We start from the raw sequence: 19941 nt of genomic DNA on the forward strand, positions 1-19941 counted from the left end.
GACCGTACTTCCTTCTACGTCACGCAACGGCGCGCGACAGGAGCCAGAGGACCATGCAGACCAAGCTGGACGAAGCCAAGGCCGAGCTGCTCGAGAGGGCGGCCCGGGTAGCTGAGAACAGCCCGGCCGGGGGGAAACTGCCGACTGGGACGACGGACAAGGGCATGCCCGACCGGGACACCGTGCTCGAGTTCCTCCAGCGCTACTACCTGCACACCGCCCCGGAGGACCTGACCGACCGCGACCCGGTCGACATCTTCGGAGCCGCCTACTCGCACTACCGGCTCGCCGAGAGCCGCCCCCAGGGCACGGCCAACGTCCGCGTCCACACCCCGACCGTCGAGGAGAACGGCTGGACCTGCAGCCACTCCGTCGTCGAGGTGGTCACCGACGACATGCCCTTCCTGGTCGACTCCGTCACCAACGAGCTGACCCGCCAGGGCCGCGGCATCCACGTCGTCATCCACCCGCAGTTCGTGGTCCGCCGGGACGTCACCGGCAAGCTGATCGAGGTGCTCACCACCTCGCCCGGCGGCGACCTCCCGCACGACGCGCGCGACCTTCCGCACGACGCGCACGTCGAGTCCTGGATCCACGTGGAGATCGACCGGGAGACCGACCGCGGCGACCTCAAGCAGATCACCGCCGATCTGCTGCGCGTGCTGTCCGACGTCCGTGAGGCCGTCGAGGACTGGGGCAAGATGCGCCAGGCCGCGACCGCGCTGGCCGAGGCGCTGCCCGGCGAGCCCGTCCCCGCCGACCTGCCCGCGCCGCAGGTCGAGGAGGCCCGCGAGCTGCTGCGCTGGCTCGCCGACGACCACTTCACCTTCCTCGGCTACCGCGAGTACCAGCTGCGCGAGGACGACTCGCTGGCCGCCGTCCCCGGCACCGGCCTCGGCATCCTGCGCTCCGACCCGCACCACGCCGCCGACGAGAGCCACCCGGTCAGCCCGTCCTTCGAGCGGCTGCCCGCCGACGCCCGCGCCAAGGCCCGCGAGCACAAGCTGCTGGTGCTGACCAAGGCCAACAGCCGGGCCACCGTGCACCGGCCGTCGTACCTGGACTACATCGGCGTCAAGAAGTTCGACGCGGACGGCAACGTCGTCGGTGAGCGGCGCTTCCTCGGACTGTTCTCGTCCGCCGCCTACACCGAGTCCGTGCGCCGGGTGCCGGTGATCCGCCGCAAGGTCGAGGAGGTCCTGGAGCGCGCCGGCTTCTCGCCGCACAGCCACGACGGGCGCGACCTGCTCCAGATCCTGGAGACCTACCCGCGCGACGAGCTGTTCCAGACCCCGGCCGCCGAGCTCCAGTCCATCGTGACGTCGGTGCTCTACCTCCAGGAGCGCCGCCGGCTCCGGCTCTACCTGCGCCAGGACGAGTACGGGCGCTACTACTCCGCCCTCGTCTACCTGCCGCGCGACCGCTACACCACCGGCGTCCGGCTGCGGATCATCGACATCCTCAAGGAGGAGCTCGGCGGCATCAGCGTCGACTTCACCGCCTGGAACACCGAATCGGTCCTCTCCCGGCTGCACTTCGTGGTCCGCGTCCCGCAGGGAACCGAGCTGCCCGAGCTGTCCGACGCCGACAAGGAGCGCATCGAGGCCCGGCTCGTCGAGGCCGCCCGCTCCTGGGCCGACGGCTTCGCCGAGGCGCTGAACGCCGAGTTCGGCGAGGAGCGCGCCGCCGAGCTGCTGCGCCGCTACTCCGGCGCCTTCGCCGAGGGCTACAAGGCCGACCACTCCCCGCGCAGCGCCGTCGCCGACCTGGTGCGCCTGGAGGAGCTCGGCGAGGAGCGCGACTTCGCGCTCAGCCTGTACGAACCGGTGGGCGCGGGCGCCGAGGAACGCCGCTTCAAGATCTACCGCAAGGGCGAGGCCGTCTCCCTGTCCGCGGTGCTGCCGGTGCTCCAGCGGCTCGGCGTCGAGGTCGTCGACGAGCGGCCGTACGAGCTGCGCTGCGCCGACCGCAGCGTGTCCTGGATCTACGACTTCGGCCTGCGCATGCCCACGCGCGGTGGCGCCGACCACCTCGGCGACGACGCCCGTGAGCGGTTCCAGGACGCCTTCGCGGCGACCTGGACCGGCAAGGCGGAGAACGACGGCTTCAACGCCCTCGTGCTCAGCGCCGGACTGACCTGGCGGCAGGCCGTGGTGCTGCGGGCGTACGCCAAGTACCTGCGCCAGGCGGGCTCCACCTTCAGCCAGGACTACATGGAGGACACCCTCCGTCACAACGTCCACACCACCCGGCTGCTCGTCTCCCTCTTCGAGGCGCGGATGTCGCCGGACCGGCAGCGCGCCGGGTACGAACTGGTGGACGCGCTCCTCGAGGAGGTCGACGCCGCCCTCGACCAGGTCGCCTCGCTCGACGAGGACCGCATCCTGCGCTCCTTCCTCACGGTCATCAAGGCGACGCTGCGCACCAACTTCTTCCAGGAGACGAGCGGCGGCGTGCCGCACGACTACGTCTCCATGAAGTTCGACCCGACGGCCATCCCGGACCTCCCGGCGCCGCGCCCGGCGTTCGAGATCTGGGTGTACTCGCCGCGCGTCGAGGGCGTGCACCTGCGCTTCGGCAAGGTCGCGCGCGGCGGTCTGCGCTGGTCGGACCGCCGGGAGGACTTCCGTACGGAGATCCTCGGCCTGGTCAAGGCGCAGATGGTGAAGAACACCGTCATCGTGCCGGTGGGCGCCAAGGGCGGCTTCGTCGCCAAGCAGCTCCCCGACCCGGCCGTGGACCGCGACGCCTGGATGGCCGAGGGCATCGCCAGCTACCGGACGTTCATCTCGGCGCTGCTCGACATCACCGACAACATGGTGGCCGGCGAGGTCGTGCACCCGGTGGACGTCGTCCGGCACGACGAGGACGACACGTACCTCGTCGTCGCCGCCGACAAGGGCACCGCGAAGTTCTCGGACATCGCCAACGAGGTCGCCGAGTCGTACAACTTCTGGCTCGGTGACGCCTTCGCCTCCGGCGGCTCCGCCGGGTACGACCACAAGGGCATGGGCATCACCGCCCGCGGCGCCTGGGAGTCCGTGAAGCGGCACTTCCGGGAGCTGGGCGTGGACACCCAGACCCAGGACTTCACGGTCGTCGGCATCGGCGACATGTCCGGTGACGTGTTCGGCAACGGCATGCTGCTCAGCGAGCACATCCGCCTGGTCGCCGCCTTCGACCACCGGCACATCATCATCGACCCGAACCCCGACGCGGCCGTCTCCTACGCCGAGCGCCGCCGGCTGTTCGAGCTGCCGCGCAGCTCCTGGGCCGACTACAACACCGAGCTGCTGTCGGCCGGCGGCGGGATCTTCCCGCGCAGCGCCAAGTCCATCCCGGTCAACTCGCAGATCCGCGAGGCCCTCGGCATCGAGCCGGGCGTCACCAAGATGACCCCGGCCGACCTGATGAAGGCGATCCTCAAGGCGCCGGTGGACCTGCTGTGGAACGGCGGCATCGGCACGTACGTCAAGGCCTCCACCGAGTCCAACGCCGACGTCGGCGACAAGGGCAACGACGCCATCCGCGTCGACGGCAAGGACCTGCGCGTCGAGGTCGTCGGGGAGGGCGGCAACCTGGGCTGCACCCAGCTCGGCCGGATCGAGTTCGCGCTGCACGGCGGCCGGATCAACACCGACGCGATCGACAACAGCGCCGGCGTGGACACCTCCGACCACGAGGTGAACATCAAGATCCTGCTCACCGGTCTCGTCAAGGACGGCGACATGACCGTGAAGCAGCGCAACAAGCTGCTCGCCGGGATGACCGACGAGGTCGGCCGGCTGGTCCTGCGCAACAACTACGCGCAGAACACCGCCATCGCCAACGCGCTGGCGCAGTCGAAGGACATGGTCCACGCCCAGCAGCGGTTCCTGAAGCACCTGGTGCGCGAGGGCCAGCTGGACCGGGCCCTGGAGTTCCTGCCCACCGACCGCCAGATCCGCGAGCGGCTCTCCTCCGGGCAGGGTCTGACCGGACCGGAGACGGCCGTGCTGCTGGCGTACACGAAGATCACGGTCGCCGAGGAGCTGCTGGCCACCTCGCTGCCCGACGACCCGTATCTGAAGGTGCTGCTGCACGCCTACTTCCCGACGGAGCTGCGCGAGCAGTTCCTCGACCGGATCGACACCCACCCGCTGCGCCGCGAGATCACCACGACGGTGCTGGTCAACGACACGGTCAACACGGGCGGTACGACGTATCTGCACCGGCTGCGCGAGGAGACCGGCGCGTCGCTGGAGGAGATCGTCCGGGCGCAGACCGCGGCCCGCGCGATCTTCCGCTCCTCGGTGGTGTGGGACGGGGTCGAGGCACTCGACAACACGGTCGACGCGGACGTCCAGACCCGCATCCGGCTGCACTCGCGCCGCCTGGTGGAGCGCGGTACGCGGTGGCTGCTCAACAACCGGCCGCAGCCGCTGGAGCTCGAGGAGACGGTGTCGTTCTTCGCCGAGCGGGTCGAGCAGGTCTGGTCGCAGCTGCCGAAGCTGCTGCGCGGCGCGGACCTGGACTGGTACCAGCGGATCTACGACGAGCTGAGCGGCGCCGGTGTCCCGGACGAGCTGGCCACCCGGGTCGCCGGGTTCTCCTCCGCCTTCCCGACGCTGGACATCGTGTCGGTGGCCGACCGGACGGGCAAGGAGCCGCTGGACGTCGCCGAGGTGTACTACGACCTCGGTGACCGGCTGCGCATCACCCAGCTGATGGACCGCATCATCGAGCTGCCGCGCGCCGACCGCTGGCAGTCCATGGCCCGCGCGGCGATCCGCGAGGACCTGTACGCGGCGCACGCGGCGGTGGCCGCGGACGTGCTGGCGGAGGGCAACGGCTCCTCGACGCCGCAGCAACGCTTCACGCAGTGGGAGCAGAAGAACGCGGCGCTGCTGGGCCGGGCCCGTACCACGCTGGAGGAGATCCACGGCTCCGACGCGTTCGATCTCGCCAACCTGTCGGTGGCGATGCGGACGATGCGGACGCTGCTGCGGTCGCACTCGTAGGCGCAGGTGAGCGAGGGCGCCCCGGGCCGTGTCGGGTCCGGGGCGCCCTCGCGTCGTTGTGGTGCCTTGGGTGGGCATTGGGCGGGATCCGGTGCGGGGTCACCGTTCCGGGCAATGGTTTATGTGTGACTGTCCGATTTTCATCATCCGCTCCGCCGGGGAGGGGCGGTGCGCGCCGTACCGCGGACCGGTCGGCGGTTGCCGGCCGGACCGTGGCCCTGGCTGTCGTCGGACTCGTTCTCGTCCTGATGGTCCTGATGGCCCTGGTGATCGTGCGGCTCCCGTGGGTCGGTGACCTGGGCATGCACGCGGCGACCGTGCAGCGGCTGCGGCACAGTCCGCTCGACCCCGGCAACCCGCTGGTCGACGCGGACACGCCGAGCCCGTACTACTCGCCGTGGATGCTGCTGCTCGGCACCGTCGCCCGAACACCGGGCCTGTCGGTGTTCGTGGTGCTGCGGCTGGCCGCCGTCGCCGGACTGGCGCTGCTGGTGACGGGCGTATGGCGGTACGTGCGGACGCTGAGCGCGCACCGGGCCGCGCCCGCGCTCGCCCTGCTGAGCCTGCTGCTGCTGTGGGGCACGACGCCGTTCCTGTGGAGCGGCTTCCTGGGGCTGCACTCACTCGCGCTGACGGTGTCGTATCCGAGCACGTTCGCGCTCGGGCTCACCTTTCACTTCTGGGCGTGGCTGGCGGGAGCGCTGCGCCGGGAGGCCGGGTGGCCGGTGTGGTCCGGGCTGGGGGTGCTGTGGGGGGTGATCCTGCTCTGCCATCAGTTCTCGGGGGTCGTGGCCACGGTGGGGGCCGTCGCCACGGTGCTCGCGGCGGGGCGGGGCGGGCGCGTGGTGTGGCCGCGGCTCGGCGCCGGGACGGTGGTGGGGGCGGTGGTGCTGTGGGTGTGGCCGTACTACGACTTCTTCGCGCTGTTCGGCGCGGCGGGGGGTGGGCTGGACGCGGTGCACCGGGGGTTGTACGGGCATCCGGTCGCGCGGTACGGGCTGGTGCTGGTCGGGGTGGTCGCGCTGGTTCCGCGGTGGTGGCGGGACCGGTGGGATCCGCTGGTTCTCTTCGCCGGGCTGGGGGTGGCGGTCGTGGGGGTGGGGTGGGTGAGCGGCCACTACTCGTGGGGGCGTGCGCTGCCGGCCGTGGTGATCCCGGCGCAGCTCGCGGTGGCGCTGGAGGTGGTGGGGGCGGGGCGGCGGGGGGTGCGTGCCGGGTGGGCGGTTCTGCTGGCCGGGGGGCTGCTGGTCGGGGGGTGGGGGCAGGTGGGGGTGCTCGGGTATGTGGTTCCGCGCGGGGGGCTGCCGGCGGGGGTGGAGGAGAGGTACCGGGTGCCCTGGGCGGGGTATCAGTGGATCACGCCTTGGGTGCGGTACGGGGATGTGGTCATGGCGGAGGGGCGGGCGGCCCGGCAGGTGCCGGCGTACGGGCCCTACACGGTTGCTCCGGGGTATCCCGACTTCTTCCTCTCGGATGAGGAGCGTCGGGTGGCGGTCACGGGGGTGTACTTCGAGGAGCGGACGCCGTCGTCCGTGCGGCGGGGGATCGAGCGGGAGTACGGGGTTCGGTGGGTGGTCGGCGGGGGTGGTGGCCTGGACGACGGTGGGCTGCGGGTGGTGGCTCGGGGGCCGGAGGGGCAGGTGCTTTATGCGGTGCCCTGAGCTGTGGTGGTGGCGGTTCTGGTTTGTTTCGCCCCCGCCGCCCCTTCCCTCCCCCACTCTCGGCTTCGCTCGAGCGGGAGGTGCCCCCACCGTCCCCCGGGGGCTGCGCCCCCGGACCCCCTTCGGCCTGAACGGCCTCGTCCTCAAACGCCGGACGGGCTGAAAGATCAAACGCCGGACGGGCTGAAGACGCTCGCCGCCCTCCGGGCCGCTCGGCGTACCCGGAGGGCGCCTGCCGTGAGGCCGGTCGGTTGCCAGCGGAGTTGGAGGCGGCCCGGGGTGTGGCCCTCGGGCTCGATCGTGAGCTGGTGGTGTGGGACGCGGGCGGTCAGGGGTGGGAAGGCCAGGGGAGCCAGGAGCAGGCCTCGGTTGCTGCGGCCCCGGCAGGTCAGGCGGACCATCGGGTGACGCACCCCGGCGAAGCCGCTCAGCGGGAGGCGCGCGGTCGCCGGGTCGAGGCGGACGCGGCCCTCGAAGACACCGGGGCGGACCGGGGAGAGACGGAAGGGGACGGTCAGGCGGCGGCCCGGGGAGAGGAGCAGGCTCGCGCGCTGGGGGCCGACCGGGAGGCGCAGGGCCGGGTCGTACGTGCGTACGGTCAGGTCGACGGAGGCACCCGGGCCCCGGACGATCTCCGTGACCTCGTGGCGGAACTGGGCGACGGAGAACGGGCGGGTCTCCGGCTCCAGCTCGCTCAGGTCCAGTTCACGGCGGGCGCCCGCCGACTCGGGGACCCGGTCGCCCCAGTACGTACGGCCGTCCGGGCCCGTGGTCAGCTCCCTCGGGGCGACATCGTGCCCCAGTCCCCGGGCGGCCCACCGGGCCTCGGCCAGCCGCCGGTCGCGGATGAGCTGGAGCACCACCCGCTCGGCGCGGGGCAGCCGGGCGTACGCGCCCGGCGACAGTGTCTCCAGGTACGGGTTCACCAGGTCCGCGAAGGCCGCCAGCCACTCCTCCTCCCGGTAGGGCAGATCGCCCGCGTACATCCGGAAGTCGTGCTTCAGGAACTTGTGGTCCTTGTCCTCGCGCAGCCCCTCGTGCCCGCTCTCCGCCAGGAAGGCGTCGATCAGCCGCTGGACGTGGATCCGGTCGCGGACGTTGCCGATCAGATGCCGCTGGTTGGAGATGGAGGCGGCGTCGGAGCCCGCGTACGGGGCGACGTACCAGAGGTACACCGGCTCCGGGATGATCGTGAACCGTTTCGCCAGGCAGTACGCCTGGGCCGAGAAGAGCTGGTCCTCGTAGTGGATGCCCTCGGGAAAGCGCAGGTCGTGCCGGTCGAGGAAGGCGCGGGAGTACATCTTGCCGGTCGACAGGTGCTCGAAGAACAGCCGTGGGTCGGCCTCGATGCCGTCCAGGGTGCGGCGTTCGCGCACGAGGTGCGGCATCCAGGTGGAGCGGCGGCCGGTGTCCACCCGGATCCGCCGCACCGCGCCCATCGCGAAGTCGAGGTCGCGCTCGCGGTGCGCGGCGAGCAGCGAGGCGACCGACTCCGGCGGGAGCTCGTCGTCGCTGTCGAGGAACATCAGGTACGGCGCCCGCGCGATCTCCAGGGCGCGGTTGCGCGGCGCGCTGCACCCGCCGCTGTTCTCCGGCAGCCGCAGACACCGGATACGGCCGTCGCGGGCCGCCAGCGCCCGCGCCACCCGGGGGGTGTCGTCCGTGGAGTGGTCGTCGCTGATGACGATCTCGAGGTCGCGGTGGGTCTGGCGGCGTACGGACTCCACCGCGCGGGGGAGCCGTCCGGCGTCGTTGTGCACGATCACCGTGACGGTGACGTCGGGGAGTCGCGAGGTGCTCATGACGCCTCCTCGGGGGTCGGTGCCGGGGTGCGTTCCTCGATCGGCAGCACCGGCGGCAGCGACGCCTCGTCCTGGCCGAGGAAGACCCGGCGTACGACGCGTTCGGCGGCGCGGCCGTCGTCGTACTCGCAGAACCGGCGCCGGAAGACGGCCCGCGCCTTCGCCGCGCTGTCGTCGCGCCAGGCGTCGGTGGTGAGGATCCCGGTCAGCTCGTCCTGGGTGCGGGCCACCGGGCCGGGCGCCTCGGCCATCAGGTCGAAGTAGACGCCGCGCGTGGTGCGGTACGTCTCCCAGTCGTCGGCGTGGACGACGATCGGGCGGTCGAGGTTGGCGTAGTCGAACATGATCGACGAGTAGTCCGTGACCAGGGCGTCGGCGGCCAGGCACAGTTCCTCGACCGGGTCGTAGGACGAGACGTCCACGATGCGGCCGGAGCGGCGCAGGCCGGTCACGGGTGAGGCGGCACCGTCGTAGAAGTAGTGGCCGCGCACCAGCAGCACGGTGTCCTCGCCGAGGCGTTCGGCGAGGGCGGCGAGGTCCAGGCGCGGGGTCCAGCCGGCCTCGTAGTCGCGGTGCGTGGGCGCGTACAGGACGGCCCGGCGGCCGGGCGCGATGCCGAGGCGTGCGCGGACCGCGCGGATGTCGTCGGCGCCGGCCGTGTAGTAGACGTCGTTGCGCGGATAGCCGTAGTCGAGCGAGACGAACCGCGACGGGTACGCCCTCTCCCACATGCGGGTGGTGTGGCTGTTGGCGGAGACGCTGAAGTCCCACTTGTCGACGCGTTCCAGCAGCGCGTCGAAGTCCAGGCCCTGGGCGGCGGCCGGGAACGGCATCTGGTCCACGCCCATGCGCTTGAGCGGGGTGCCGTGGTGGGTCTGGAGGTGGACCGCGTCGGGGCGTTTGACCACGGCGTTCGGGAAGTTGACGTTGTTGACGAGGTATTTCGCGGTGGCGAGCACCTCCCAGTAGCGGCGGGTGCCGGGGACGACGTGGTCGGTGCCGGGCGGGAGCAGGGCGGCGTTCTCGCCGGTCACCACCCACACCGGGTGGATGTGCGGGGCGAGTTCGGCGAGCTTGGCGGCGATCGCGGCCGGGTTGCAGGCGACCCCGCGGTTCCAGTAGGCGGCGAACACCGCGAGACGGGGGTCGACGGGGCGGTGCAGGGCCCGGCGGTACTGGAGGTCGCGGACCTGTGCGCCGAGCCGGCGCCGGCCGGTGCGCACCGTGGACCGCACGGTGCGGCGGGCGCGGTTGGCGGTCTGGAAGGCGCGGTACTTGCCGTAGGCGCCCTCTTCGAGCAGGGAGCGGCGGACGCCCTCGAGGCCGGCGGGGCGCCGGTGGCCCTCGGGGCGGCGGCGCAGGGCGGCGACCGAGGCCCGGTGGAAGAACTCCCGGGCCACGTCCTCGGGCATGTCGCCGCGGGTGAAGGCGCGCAGGCAGTCACGGACCATGATCTCGTAGAGCACGGTGTAGACGGCGGGGCGTTCGCGGGCGAGGTCGAGGAGGCTCTCGTAGCGGTCGACGAGCGCGTAGTGCTGTGCGGGGGTGAGCGGCGGGAGGGCGGCGGGGCGCGGCCGGCGGTCCTCGTGGGCGATGTGCGGCAGGGCGGCGACGCGGTCGGCGAGCAGCAGGGCGGCGAGGGCCGCCCGTGGTTCGTCGTCGGTGGTGAGCCGGTCCTCGTGCGCCCGCCAGAAGCCGGCGCGCAGGACGCGGGTGCCGAGCAGCGGGGTCAGGCGCAGCAGGTAGGCGCTGTCGTCGAGGGCGAGGTCGGCGCGGCCCGCGCGGGCGAGCAGGGGGCCGTCCGCCGAGGGGAGCCCGGAACCGCGCCAGGTGCTGCGCAGGTGGTCCAGGAGCAGGACGTCGACGGTGCCGGGGAGCTCGGCGACCCGTTCGGCGACGGTACGGGTGCTGTCGGGCGGCAGGCCGTCCTTGGCGCGGACGAAGTGCAGCCAGCGGCCGGCGGCCCGCGCCGCCCCCGCCGCCCTGGCCGTCGCGTCGGACGTGCCGTCGGGCAGGGGCAGCACCTGGACGTGCGGGGCGTGCCGCCGGGCGGTCTCGCGGGCCCAGTCGCCGACGGCGGCGACGACGACCTCGGTGTCCGGGAGGGGACGGGCGGTGAGGGAGTCGAGCAGACCGGTCAGGTGGTCCTGCGTGTTCGGCCCGTGGACGATGACGCTCAGCTCGGGCATCACGGGGCTCCTTCGGCTGCTCGTCGCTCCGGACAGTCCTCTTCGGTCATATTGGCATCAATACGATGGAGAGGGCGCGCGGGCGTGGGCCTCAGGAGGGCACCGGCACCGCCTTCGGCTTGGGCTGCGGCTTGCGGTCCTTGGCCGTGCCTCCGGTGAACGCCTCGTACTCCTTGAGCACGTCCTCCGTCGGCCCGTCCATCAGCAGCTCTCCCCGCTCCAGCCACAGCACGCGGTCGCAGGTGTCGCGGATCGACTTGTTGTTGTGGCTGACCAGGAACACCGTCCCCGCCCGCTCGCGCAGTTCCCGGATCCGGGCCTCGGAGCGCTTCTGGAAGGAGCGGTCGCCGGTGGCCAGCGCCTCGTCGACGAGGAGGACGTCGTGGTCCTTGGCGGCGGCGATGGAGAAGCGCAGCCGGGCCGCCATGCCGGAGGAGTACGTCCGCATCGGCAGGGTGATGAAGTCGCCCTTCTCGTTGATCCCGGAGAAGTCGACGATCTCCTCGTACCGGGACTTGATCTCCTCGCGGGACATGCCCATGGCGAGCCCGCCGAGGTGGACGTTGCGCTCGCCGGTCAGGTCGCGCATCAGGGCGGCGTTGACGCCGAGCAGCGAGGGCTGGCCGTCGGTGTAGATACGGCCGTTCTCCACCGGGAGCAGCCCGGCGACGGCCTTGAGCAGGGTCGACTTGCCCGAGCCGTTGGTGCCGATCAGCCCGATCGCCTCGCCCCGGTACGCCACGAAGGACACGCCCCGTACGGCGTGCACCGTGCGCACACCGGCCGCCTTCTCGGCCTGCTTGCGGCGCAGCATGCGGTTGAGGGCGGCGGTGGCGGAGCCGCGTCCGGCGCCGGTGCCGTTGACCCGGTAGACGATGTCGACGCGGTCGGCGACGACCGTGGGGATCTTGCTGTCGCTGCTGTCAGCCACGGCCGTATTTCTCCTCTGCCTTCCAGAAGTACACGAACCCGATCACGCCGGCCAGCAGCGCCCAGCCCGCCGCGAACGCCCACACGTGCGGGGGCAGGTACGAGGAGCCGTACTCGTCGATCATCGCGAAGCGGACCAGGTCCATGTAGATCGCCGCCGGGTTCCACTGCAGCACGTCGGCCAGCCAGGTGGGCACGTCCTTGCCGTGCAGCATCGCCGGGATGCTGAACATCACGCCGGACGCGTACATCCAGGTGCGCAGCACGAACGGCATCAGCTGGGCCAGGTCGGGCGTCTTGCTGCCCATCCGCGCGAAGACCAGCGCGAGCCCGGTGTTGAACACGAACTGCAGCAGCAGCGCCGGGACGACGAGCAGCCAGGACAGGGCGGGCAGGCTGCCGGAGGCCACCATGACGATGACCAGCACGATCATCGAGAACAGGAGTTGCTGGAGCTGCTGGAGCGCGAAGGAGACGGGCAGCGAGGCGCGCGGGAAGTGCAGGGCCCGCACCAGTCCCAGGTTCCCGGAGATGGCCCGCACCCCGGCGAGGACCGAGCTCTGGGTGAAGGTGAACACGAACACGCCCGTCACCAGGAACGGCACGTAGACGTCCTTCGGGATGCCCCGGTTGGCGCCCAGCAGCAGGCCGAAGATGAAGAAGTACACGGCCGCGTTCAGCAGCGGGGTCGCCACCTGCCAGAGCTGGCCGAGCTTGGCCTGGCTGTACTGGGCGGTCAGCTTCGCCCGGGAGAAGGCGAGGATGAAGTGCCGCCGGTCCCAGAGCTGACGGACGTACTCGCCGAGGGACGGCCGGGCGCCGCTGACCGTGAGGCCGTGCCGGGCGGCGAGGGCCGCGAGGTCGGCCTCGGCGGGTGTCGGGGCGCCCGGTGCGGGGGGCGGTGTGTGGAGGACCTGACTCACATCCGGCGCTTTCGCTAGAGAGAGGGGTGGCGACGGGCCGGTCCTACGTCGGAACGGAACCGTATCGTCGCAACGGGAGCGTAAGTCGAAAGAACGTCGGAACGCAACCGTTTCGTCGTGACGGTGGCGGCCTATGCTGTCCGCATGACGACGAACGCCGACGAGCCCCAGCCGCGTACGCGCCGCAGGGCCCCCGCCGGGGCCGCCGTACTGCGCCAGGATGTGACGGAGGCGATCCGGGCGGCCGTCTTCGAGGAGCTGGCCGCGGCCGGCTACGCGCGGATGTCGATCGAGGGGATCGCGCGCCGCGCGGGCGTCGGCAAGACCGCGGTGTACCGCCGCTGGCGCTCCAAACTGCACCTCGTCCTCGACCTGGTCTCCGCGATCGCCGTCCAGGGCCTGCCCGCGCCGGACACCGGCTCCCTGGAGGGCGACCTGCGCCTGCTGTACGAGGTCACCTCCCGCGCCCTGCGCCACCCCGTCGCCTCACAGATCCTCCCCGACCTCCAGGCCGAGGCCGCCCGCAACCCGGACATCGCCGAGGCCCTGCAGAAGGCGCTGCGCGAGGGCCAGGACGGGGTCGCCAAGGGCATCGTCACGGCGGCACAGGAACGCGGCGACCTCCGCCCCGGCGCCGACCACGCCCTGGCCCTCGACCTGATCTCGGGCCCCCTGTACTGGCGCTCGGTGGTCATCCGCAGCCCGAAGCTGCCGAAGGGCTACCTGGAGGCGCTGACGCGGGCGACGGCGGAGGCGCTCAAGGCGCTGTGACGGCGTTGTCGGTGCCGGCCGAGAGGGCGCCGTCCCGGACACCGCCGCTCCTCACCGACGGGGGCACCGTCGTCCTGCGCGCAGAGGAGTCATCGACCGTCGGCCGAGCCCTGCCGCCGGGAGAGGACCGGCCTGCGTCGCTCTCGGTCGATCTCGGTGACGACGACCGTGACCTCGTCGCCGACCTGAACGACCTCCGCCGGAGTTTCCACGGGCGTCCAGGTGAGCTCTTTCAGCTGGACCAGTCCCTCGATCGCGTCGGCGACCTGGACGAAGACGCCGAACGGGACCGGTTTGGTGACCCGTCCGCGCGGCGGCAACCACGATGCGGATCAGGGGCTCAGCCGCACAACCCTCGGGCGAGGGCGGCCAGGTCCGCCGTCCGCAGCACCCGTTGCCCGAAGCCCGGCAGGGGGACGTGCAGCGCGTCCCTCCAGCGCGTCGGCACGGCGTCGATGCCGTACACCGCCCCCGCCAGGCCGCCGGTCACCGCCGCCACCGTGTCCGTGTCGCCTCCCAGGTCGACCGCCGCGCGTACGGCGTCCTCGTAGCCGGTCGTCGTCCGTACCGCCCAGACGGCGGAGGCCAGGCAGGGCCAGACCGCGCCGTTGAACTCCGTGGCCAGGTCCGGGTGCCAGTCGGGGGCGAGGACGGTCGTGTAGCGCTCGCGGTGGTCGGGGTGCACCGCGTGCAGGGTGTCGGGTACGGCGGTCACGGGATCGTCGCCGGTCAGGGCGACGCGGATCAGTTCGTGGAGGACGGCCGTGCCCTCCCAGGCCGCCCGGTCGCCGTGGGTGAGGGCGGACAGGCGGCGGGCGGCGTCCATGGTGGTGGCGCGGCCCAGGGGCGCGAAGTACACGGCGGAGGGCGCCGCCCGCATCAACGCGCCGTTTCCCGCCGCCCGTTGGCTGGTCCGGAAGTGCAGTGCGGCGGCCAGGTCCCACGGGTCGCCGCTGGTCAGTACGGCCTCCGTCTGGAGGCCGATGTCCTTCGGGTCGGCGGCGGCCCACCGCCGGAAGCGGCGGAAGACGTCGGGGAGGTCAAGGCCGTCGCGCTCCAGCAGCGACTCGGCGACCAGCACCGCCATCTGCGTGTCGTCCGTCGCCTCGCCCGGGTCCCAGCCGCCGCCCCCGCACATCTCGCCACCGGCCCCCGGCGCCGGGAAGCGGGCCGAGAAGGCGCCCTCGGGGCCGAACTCGAAGGGGGCGCCCAGGGCGTCGCCCACGGCGGAGCCGATGACGGCGCCCAGGGCGCGTTCGGTTCGGGTCGGCATCAGGGGCGGGCCGTCGTCGGCGGGTGCGGGTGCTGCCGGCCGGCCCAGGCCGAGGTGATCATGTCGTCGATGGCGTGGCGGGCCTTCCAGCCCAGTTCCGTGGCCGCGCGGTCGGCGGAGGCGACGACGCGGGGCGGGTCGCCGGGGCGGCGCGGGGTGACCACGGGCGGGCGGTCGTGGCCGGTGAGGGTGTTGACGCGGTCGATCACCTCCCGCACGGAGACGCCCTCGCCGCGGCCGATGTTGAGGGTGAGGTCCCGGCCGGGGGCGGCGCGCAGCGCGCGGGCCGCCGCCACATGGGCCTCGGCCAGGTCGACGACGTGGATGTAGTCGCGGACACAGGTGCCGTCGGGGGTCGGGTAGTCGTCGCCGAACACGTGCGGGGGCAGGTCGTCCGCCAGCTTCTCGAAGATCATGGGGATGAGGTTGGAGACGCCCGTGTCGGCGAGGTCCGGGCGGGCGGCGCCGGCCACGTTGAAGTAGCGCAGGCAGGCCGTGGAGAGTCCGGCCGCTCTGCCGGTCGCGCGGACCAGCCACTCGCCGGCCAGCTTCGTCTCGCCGTACGGCGACATGGGCACGCACGGGGTCTCCTCCGTCACGAGGTCCACGTCCGGCATGCCGTACACCGCCGCGGAGGAGGAGAAGACGAAGGAGCGGACCCCGGCCGCCGTGACCGCGTCCAGCAGGACGCGCAGGCCCTCGACGTTCTCCCGGTAGTAGTGCAGGGGGAGGGAGAGCGACTCGGCGACCTGCTTCTTCGCCGCGAGGTGGACGACCCCGGTGACCTCGTGGTCCGTGAGGGCCCGCGCGACCCGTTCGCCGTCCAGGGTGGAGCCGACCACCAGCGGCACCCCGTCCGGCACCCGGTCGGCGCGGCCGGTGGACAGGTCGTCGTACACCACCGCCCGTTCGCCCGCCTCGGTCATCGCCCGTACGACGTGCGCCCCGATGTAGCCGGCGCCGCCGGTGATCAACCAGGTCATGGATGGCCGTCCCCTCGTCGTTGGCCCGTGTCTTCCGCGATCGAACAGGTCGACCCTCAGTGAAGCAGGCGCCAAAGCCTTCCGCGCAGCACCGGGACGACTCCGCGCACACCGGCCGCCACGCGCAGGGCCAGCGCGCCCGAGTTCGTGGCGTACGGCCGCACCAGCACCACGCCGTGCCGGCGGCTCGGCATCACACAGCGGCGCAGCAGACCCGGTCCGGCGAGCGCGTGCGCCGTCACCCGGCGGCTCGAACCGTCCCGGAAGCGCACCCGCAGCCGCAGGTCCCAGGTGCCCGTGCCGAGCGTGGCCAGCCGGTCCGGCCGTACGGTCGTCTCCGCCACCCAGGTGCCGTCGGCGGCCGTCCGCAGCGGCACCGTACGGCGGACCCGGGCGCCGCCTTGGTCCCGGTGGCGCCACTCCACCTCCGCCGCCACCGGCCCGGCCCGCGCCACCCGGCCGTACAGCTCGTGCAGGCGCACCCGCAGCCGCGGGCCGTGCGCGCGGGGGCGCAGTTCCGCGTCCACGGCGAGCGAGAGGAGGGACACGGGACGGGTCAGCAGGTGCTCCAGGGTGATCCCGGGCAGGGCGGCCGACCAGCAGGGCGTGCCGTCCGTCGCGCGGGTGTACGGCGGGCACAGCCGGGCCGGCCGGGCCGCCAGCTCCCGCAGCCGGGGCAGGTCGCACGGCTCGGGGGAGGCCAGCACCACCCGCCCGATCAGCCGGCCGGGGGCGACCGGGTCGCGGGCCAGGTCGGCGGCGTCGTACTCCGCGAGGAACGCCCGCGTGTGCGCCCACCACTCCCGCCGGTACTCCTCGTCGTGCAGCGGCAGCTCGCGGGCGTACATGCGCAGGTCGTGGTCGAGGAACTTGGCCCGCGCCCTGCGCGCCAGCCGCTTCTGCCCGGCGTCCAGCAGGATCTCGTGGGCGGTGCGGCACGCGCGTGTGCGGGCCCGCCAGTTGTCGACGCCCGCGCGGTCCAGCGAGATCGACAGCCGCCGCGCGGACCGGCGGACGTGCCAGACGTACACCGGGTCGGGGACCAGCGCGACGCGCGGGGCGGCGGCCCACACCCGCGCGGTGAACACGACGTCCTCGTAGGGGAAACGGCCGTCGGGGAAGCGGATGCCGTGCGCGTGCAGGAAGGCCGTGCCGTAGAGCTTGTTGACGCACAGCGTGTCGTGGACCAGGCGCGGGCGCAGCGCCGGGCGGGCGAGTACGGCGGGCGCGGCGTACAGGGCCGGCTCCCACGGCGCCTCGGTCCCCGACGGCAGCTCGCGGCGCACGCACAGGCCGCCCGCGACCTGCGCGTCCGCCCCGGTCGCGGCCGTGAGCAGCGCGTCCACCGCGCCGGGCGGCAGCACGTCGTCGCTGTCCAGGAACATCACGTACGGCGAGGTCACCGCGGAGAGCCCGGTGTTGCGCGGGGTGCCGCAGCCGCCGCTGTTGACGGGGAGCCGGATCACCCGTAGCCGGGGTTCGTCCTCGGCGAGCCGGTCCAGCAGGTCCCCGCTGCCGTCCGTCGAGCAGTCGTCCACGGCGACGACCTCCCGTACGGCGGGCCCCTGCCCGAGCGCCGAGCGCACGGCGTCGGTCACATGGGAGGCGTCGTCGTAGCCGATGACGACGACGGCGACCTGGGGCTGAGGGGGCTGCATGGTGTCCTCGGGCACGTCACGGGGCTGCTCCTGCCCTCTATTGAGGACGCTCGGCGCACGCGGCGCACGTCGGCCGCCGTCACGCGCCCTCCGCCACCGCCGTGTCCAGCGCCGCCGTGAGCCGGTGCAGACGGGTGCTCAGGTCGCGGATCTCGTCGATGTCGAAGCCGGTCGCGGCCACGATCCGGCGCGGCACCTCCAGGGCCCGCTGCCGCAGCGCGGTGCCCTCCTCGGTGGGCCGGACCTCCACCGACCGCTCGTCGCGCGCACTGCGCTCCCGGCGCACCAGGCCGGCCGCCTCCAGCCGCTTGAGCAGCGGGGACAGCGTGCCGGAGTCCAGTCGCAGATGCTCGCCGAGCTTCTTCACCGGCAGCGTGCCGTGCTCCCACAGCACCAGCATGACCAGGTACTGCGGATAGGTGAGCCCGAGCTCCTTGAGGACCACCCGGTAGACGCCGTTGAAGGCGCGAGAGGCCGCGTTCAGGTTGAAGCAGATCTGCTGGTCGAGGCGGAGCCAGTCGTCCGCGGCGCCCGGCAGCGGGGCCGTCGCGGGGGGTGGGCTCGGGGTGGCTGTCATGGCTCCAGGGTAGCTCTCGCTGGCCATTTGGTTGCGCGCAATTCAATTGCGTGCTCTACTTGTGGTCGCACGGCGGCCGGACCCACCGAACCGAAGGGCCCGGCCGACCCACGACTCGAGAGGGAAGGTCCTTTCCATGGACGCGCTCTACACCGCTGTCGCCACCGCCACCCACGGCCGCGAGGGCCGCGCCGTCACCTCCGACGGCAAGCTGGACCTCGGCCTGAGCGCCCCCGTGGAGCTCGGCGGCAACGGCCAGGGCACCAACCCGGAGCAGCTCTTCGCCGCCGGTTACGCGGCCTGCTTCGGCAGTGCCCTCGGCGTGGTCGGCCGGGCGGCGAAGGTCGACGTCAGCGACGCCGCGGTGACCGCCGAGGTCGTCCTCGGCAAGCAGGGCGAGGGCTTCGCGCTCGCGGTGACGCTGCGCGTCGAGCTGCCCGAGGGCATCGAGGAGGAGACCGGCCGCAAGCTGGTCGAGCAGGCCCACCAGGTCTGCCCCTACTCCAACGCCACCCGCGGCAACATCCCCGTCGAGCTCGTCATCGAGTAATCCTCGGCACCCGCGCCAGCACCTCCCCCGTCCGCCGGCTCCACGCCACCACCACCGCCTCCTCGGGCACCCGCTGCGAGGGCGTCAGCAGCAGCCAGCGCGCGTGGTACCGGCGGACGACCGCGGCCCGCTCGGCGCGGGTCGAACCGGGGCCGAGATACGCGCGCACATCGGCCACCCGCCGCAGCCGCTCCTCCTCGTCCAGTGAGGCGTCCGGCCAGGCGGGTGCGGCGAGGTTCGGCCCGTGACCGGCGAGCGCGTGGACGGCGTAGTAGCCGTCGGTGATCACGACCTCGCCCGGTCCGATGTACCGCGCGGCCCAGTCGTACGACGGCCAGTCCGGCGGCCGTTCGAAGCCCGCCGGCACCACCGCCCCCGCGTGCACGGTCAGGAACGCCACGCACGCCCCCGCCGCCGCCGTCCCGCCCAGCAGCCGCCGCCACACCGGCCACGGCCGGGACGCGGCCAGCTCCACCGCCAGCGCGAACTGCAACGGCACCAGCGTGAGCCCGAGGATCCTGCCGTAGGTGTAGTGGCCGCTGACCCAGCCGTACGCCACCACCAGGCAGTCCAGTACGAACATCAGCACCAGCGGATCACGCCACGAGGTGCGCCGCGCCCGCAGCCACAGCACCGGCAGCCCGAGCAGCGCCAGCCCGAACCGCCCGCCGAGGTCCAGGTACAGCCGCCGGTGCATCGCGTCCACGCTGTCGTCCCCGGCCAGCGCGAACACGTCGAAGTACGGCCAGCAGGCGGCCGTCAGCAGCGCCACCGCCCCCGTCACCGCCCACCGCGCGGCGACCGCGACCCCCCACCGCCGCTGCCACCCGGCGACCAGCGCCACCGCCCCCAGCGCCGCCGCGACCGCGGTGATCGGATGCACGAGCAGGACCAGCCCGTACAGCGCGCCCAGCGCCGCGTACCCGGAGACCGGGCGCAGTCCGCTCGGCCCCACGTACCGCACGGCCCCCGCGTTCCGGGCCCGCGCCCCCGTCAGCGCCCACGCCCAGAAGGTGAGCCCGATCGCGAACGCCGACGGGTAGGCCAGATTGCCCGTCATCGACATCAGGTTCAGATAGCCGCTCCACCAGGCCCGCTCCACCCCCCACAGCAGCGTCATCGCGCCGAGCGCCAGCACCGGCGCCCAGGGGCGCGGGGCCAGCACGCGCACGAAGCGGCCGATCCCGGTCAGCAGCACCAGCAGGTTCAGCGGCCCGGTGAGCTTGAGCACCTCCCAGCCGCCCAGCCCCGTCAGCCGGGCGGCCACGCCCTGCGCCAGCGCGAACGGCGAGTAGTAGGGGCTGCCCGTCCCCGGCAGGTCCGCCATCGGGTGCCGGGGGTTCAGCAGATCGTCCTTGAGGCGCTCCACGACCGCCGCGTGCTGCCCGGCGTCGCAGCACAGCGGCACCCTCCAGTACGCCAGCGACATCACGAGCCAGAACAGGAAGCCGAAGAGCTGGTACGGGGTGGGACGCCAGGCCCCGCCGCCGCGCAGCGCCGTGGCACCGCGCACGGCCGGCCGGACGAGGACTCCGGAGCTCATCGGGGGGTGAGGAAGAGGAAGGGGAGCGTCTTGGGCATCTGCCGTATGTTCCCGGCGCGGTCGACGGCATGACCTCGTATC

The 19941-nt window shown here is 72.9% G+C and carries 14 protein-coding genes and 1 pseudogene; 5 read left to right on the forward strand and 10 right to left on the reverse strand.

Translation table 11 applies throughout. The annotated features are described in order from the left end of the window. Nucleotides 1–53 precede the first annotated feature (53 nt). The 3 genes and pseudogenes from AMK33_RS05210 to AMK33_RS45140 form a co-directional block, all read left to right on the forward strand. Nucleotides 54–5000, forward strand: coding sequence for an NAD-glutamate dehydrogenase (locus AMK33_RS05210; RefSeq protein WP_073931557.1), 4947 nt, complete (start codon nucleotides 54–56; stop codon nucleotides 4998–5000). A gap of 125 nt (nucleotides 5001–5125) precedes the next feature. After that, a complete protein-coding gene (locus AMK33_RS05215; RefSeq protein WP_073931558.1) occupies nucleotides 5126–6661 on the forward strand; it encodes a hypothetical protein in 1536 nt (511 codons plus the stop codon). Next, nucleotides 6634–6826: pseudogene (locus tag AMK33_RS45140) on the forward strand (cobyrinate a,c-diamide synthase); the annotation flags it as partial. The gene AMK33_RS05215 and the pseudogene AMK33_RS45140, both read left to right, overlap by 28 nt. Before the next feature lie 2 nt (nucleotides 6827–6828). Here AMK33_RS45140 and AMK33_RS05220 read toward each other — a convergent pair. From AMK33_RS05220 to AMK33_RS05235, 4 genes are all read right to left on the reverse strand, one after another. Beyond that, nucleotides 6829–8463: a glycosyltransferase family 2 protein gene (locus tag AMK33_RS05220; RefSeq protein ID WP_073931559.1), complete on the reverse strand. Its 1635-nt coding sequence runs from the start codon at nucleotides 8461–8463 to the stop codon at nucleotides 6829–6831. Continuing rightward, on the reverse strand, nucleotides 8460–10652 hold the full coding sequence (locus AMK33_RS05225) for a CDP-glycerol glycerophosphotransferase family protein (protein ID WP_073931560.1): 2193 nt from the start codon (nucleotides 10650–10652) through the stop codon (nucleotides 8460–8462). The genes AMK33_RS05220 and AMK33_RS05225 overlap by 4 nt, the downstream gene beginning before the upstream one ends. A 91-nt stretch (nucleotides 10653–10743) precedes the next feature. After that, nucleotides 10744–11583: an ABC transporter ATP-binding protein gene (locus tag AMK33_RS05230; RefSeq protein WP_073931561.1), complete on the reverse strand. Its 840-nt coding sequence runs from the start codon at nucleotides 11581–11583 to the stop codon at nucleotides 10744–10746. Continuing rightward, the gene (locus AMK33_RS05235; protein ID WP_073931562.1) at nucleotides 11576–12505 is read right to left on the reverse strand and encodes an ABC transporter permease; all 930 of its coding nucleotides are present in this window, start codon (nucleotides 12503–12505) and stop codon (nucleotides 11576–11578) included. Before AMK33_RS05235 ends, AMK33_RS05230 begins: the two co-directional genes overlap by 8 nt. A gap of 144 nt (nucleotides 12506–12649) precedes the next feature. Here AMK33_RS05235 and AMK33_RS05240 point away from each other — a divergent pair, with 144 nt between their 5' ends. Next, nucleotides 12650–13276, forward strand: a complete 627-nt coding sequence (locus tag AMK33_RS05240; protein ID WP_073931563.1) for a TetR/AcrR family transcriptional regulator — start codon at nucleotides 12650–12652, stop codon at nucleotides 13274–13276. Between the two features lie 89 nt (nucleotides 13277–13365). Here the strand turns inward: AMK33_RS05240 and AMK33_RS05245 are convergent, their stop codons facing one another. From AMK33_RS05245 to AMK33_RS05265, 5 genes are all read right to left on the reverse strand, one after another. Continuing rightward, nucleotides 13366–13596: a S1 RNA-binding domain-containing protein gene (locus AMK33_RS05245; protein WP_235617986.1), complete on the reverse strand. Its 231-nt coding sequence runs from the start codon at nucleotides 13594–13596 to the stop codon at nucleotides 13366–13368. A 20-nt stretch (nucleotides 13597–13616) separates the two neighbouring features. Then, nucleotides 13617–14549, reverse strand: a complete 933-nt coding sequence (locus AMK33_RS05250; RefSeq protein ID WP_073931564.1) for an ADP-ribosylglycohydrolase family protein — start codon at nucleotides 14547–14549, stop codon at nucleotides 13617–13619. Further along, nucleotides 14549–15532, reverse strand: a complete 984-nt coding sequence (gene galE / locus AMK33_RS05255) for a UDP-glucose 4-epimerase GalE (RefSeq protein WP_073931565.1) — start codon at nucleotides 15530–15532, stop codon at nucleotides 14549–14551. The genes AMK33_RS05250 and galE overlap by 1 nt, the downstream gene beginning before the upstream one ends. A 56-nt stretch (nucleotides 15533–15588) precedes the next feature. Beyond that, entirely contained in the window at nucleotides 15589–17190 is a 1602-nt protein-coding gene (locus AMK33_RS05260) for a glycosyltransferase family 2 protein (protein ID WP_073932039.1), read from the reverse strand. Nucleotides 17191–17269: 79 nt separating this feature from the next. After that, complete coding sequence (locus AMK33_RS05265) at nucleotides 17270–17767, reverse strand: MarR family winged helix-turn-helix transcriptional regulator (RefSeq protein ID WP_073931566.1); 498 nt, start codon at nucleotides 17765–17767, stop codon at nucleotides 17270–17272. A gap of 136 nt (nucleotides 17768–17903) precedes the next feature. On the opposite strand from AMK33_RS05265, the gene AMK33_RS05270 reads away from it, so the two are divergent. Continuing rightward, nucleotides 17904–18317 carry an organic hydroperoxide resistance protein gene (locus AMK33_RS05270; protein ID WP_073931567.1) on the forward strand — a complete coding sequence of 138 codons (414 nt, stop codon included), beginning with the start codon at nucleotides 17904–17906 and terminating at the stop codon, nucleotides 18315–18317. Here AMK33_RS05270 and AMK33_RS05275 read toward each other — a convergent pair. Continuing rightward, nucleotides 18307–19860 (reverse strand): hypothetical protein, encoded by a 1554-nt coding sequence (locus AMK33_RS05275; protein WP_073931568.1) that lies wholly within the window; start codon nucleotides 19858–19860, stop codon nucleotides 18307–18309. The genes AMK33_RS05270 and AMK33_RS05275 overlap by 11 nt on opposite strands. Nucleotides 19861–19941 lie beyond the last annotated feature (81 nt).

Source organism: Streptomyces sp. CB02400 (assembly GCF_001905725.1).
Classification (GTDB): Bacteria; Actinomycetota; Actinomycetes; order Streptomycetales; family Streptomycetaceae; genus Streptomyces; species Streptomyces atrovirens.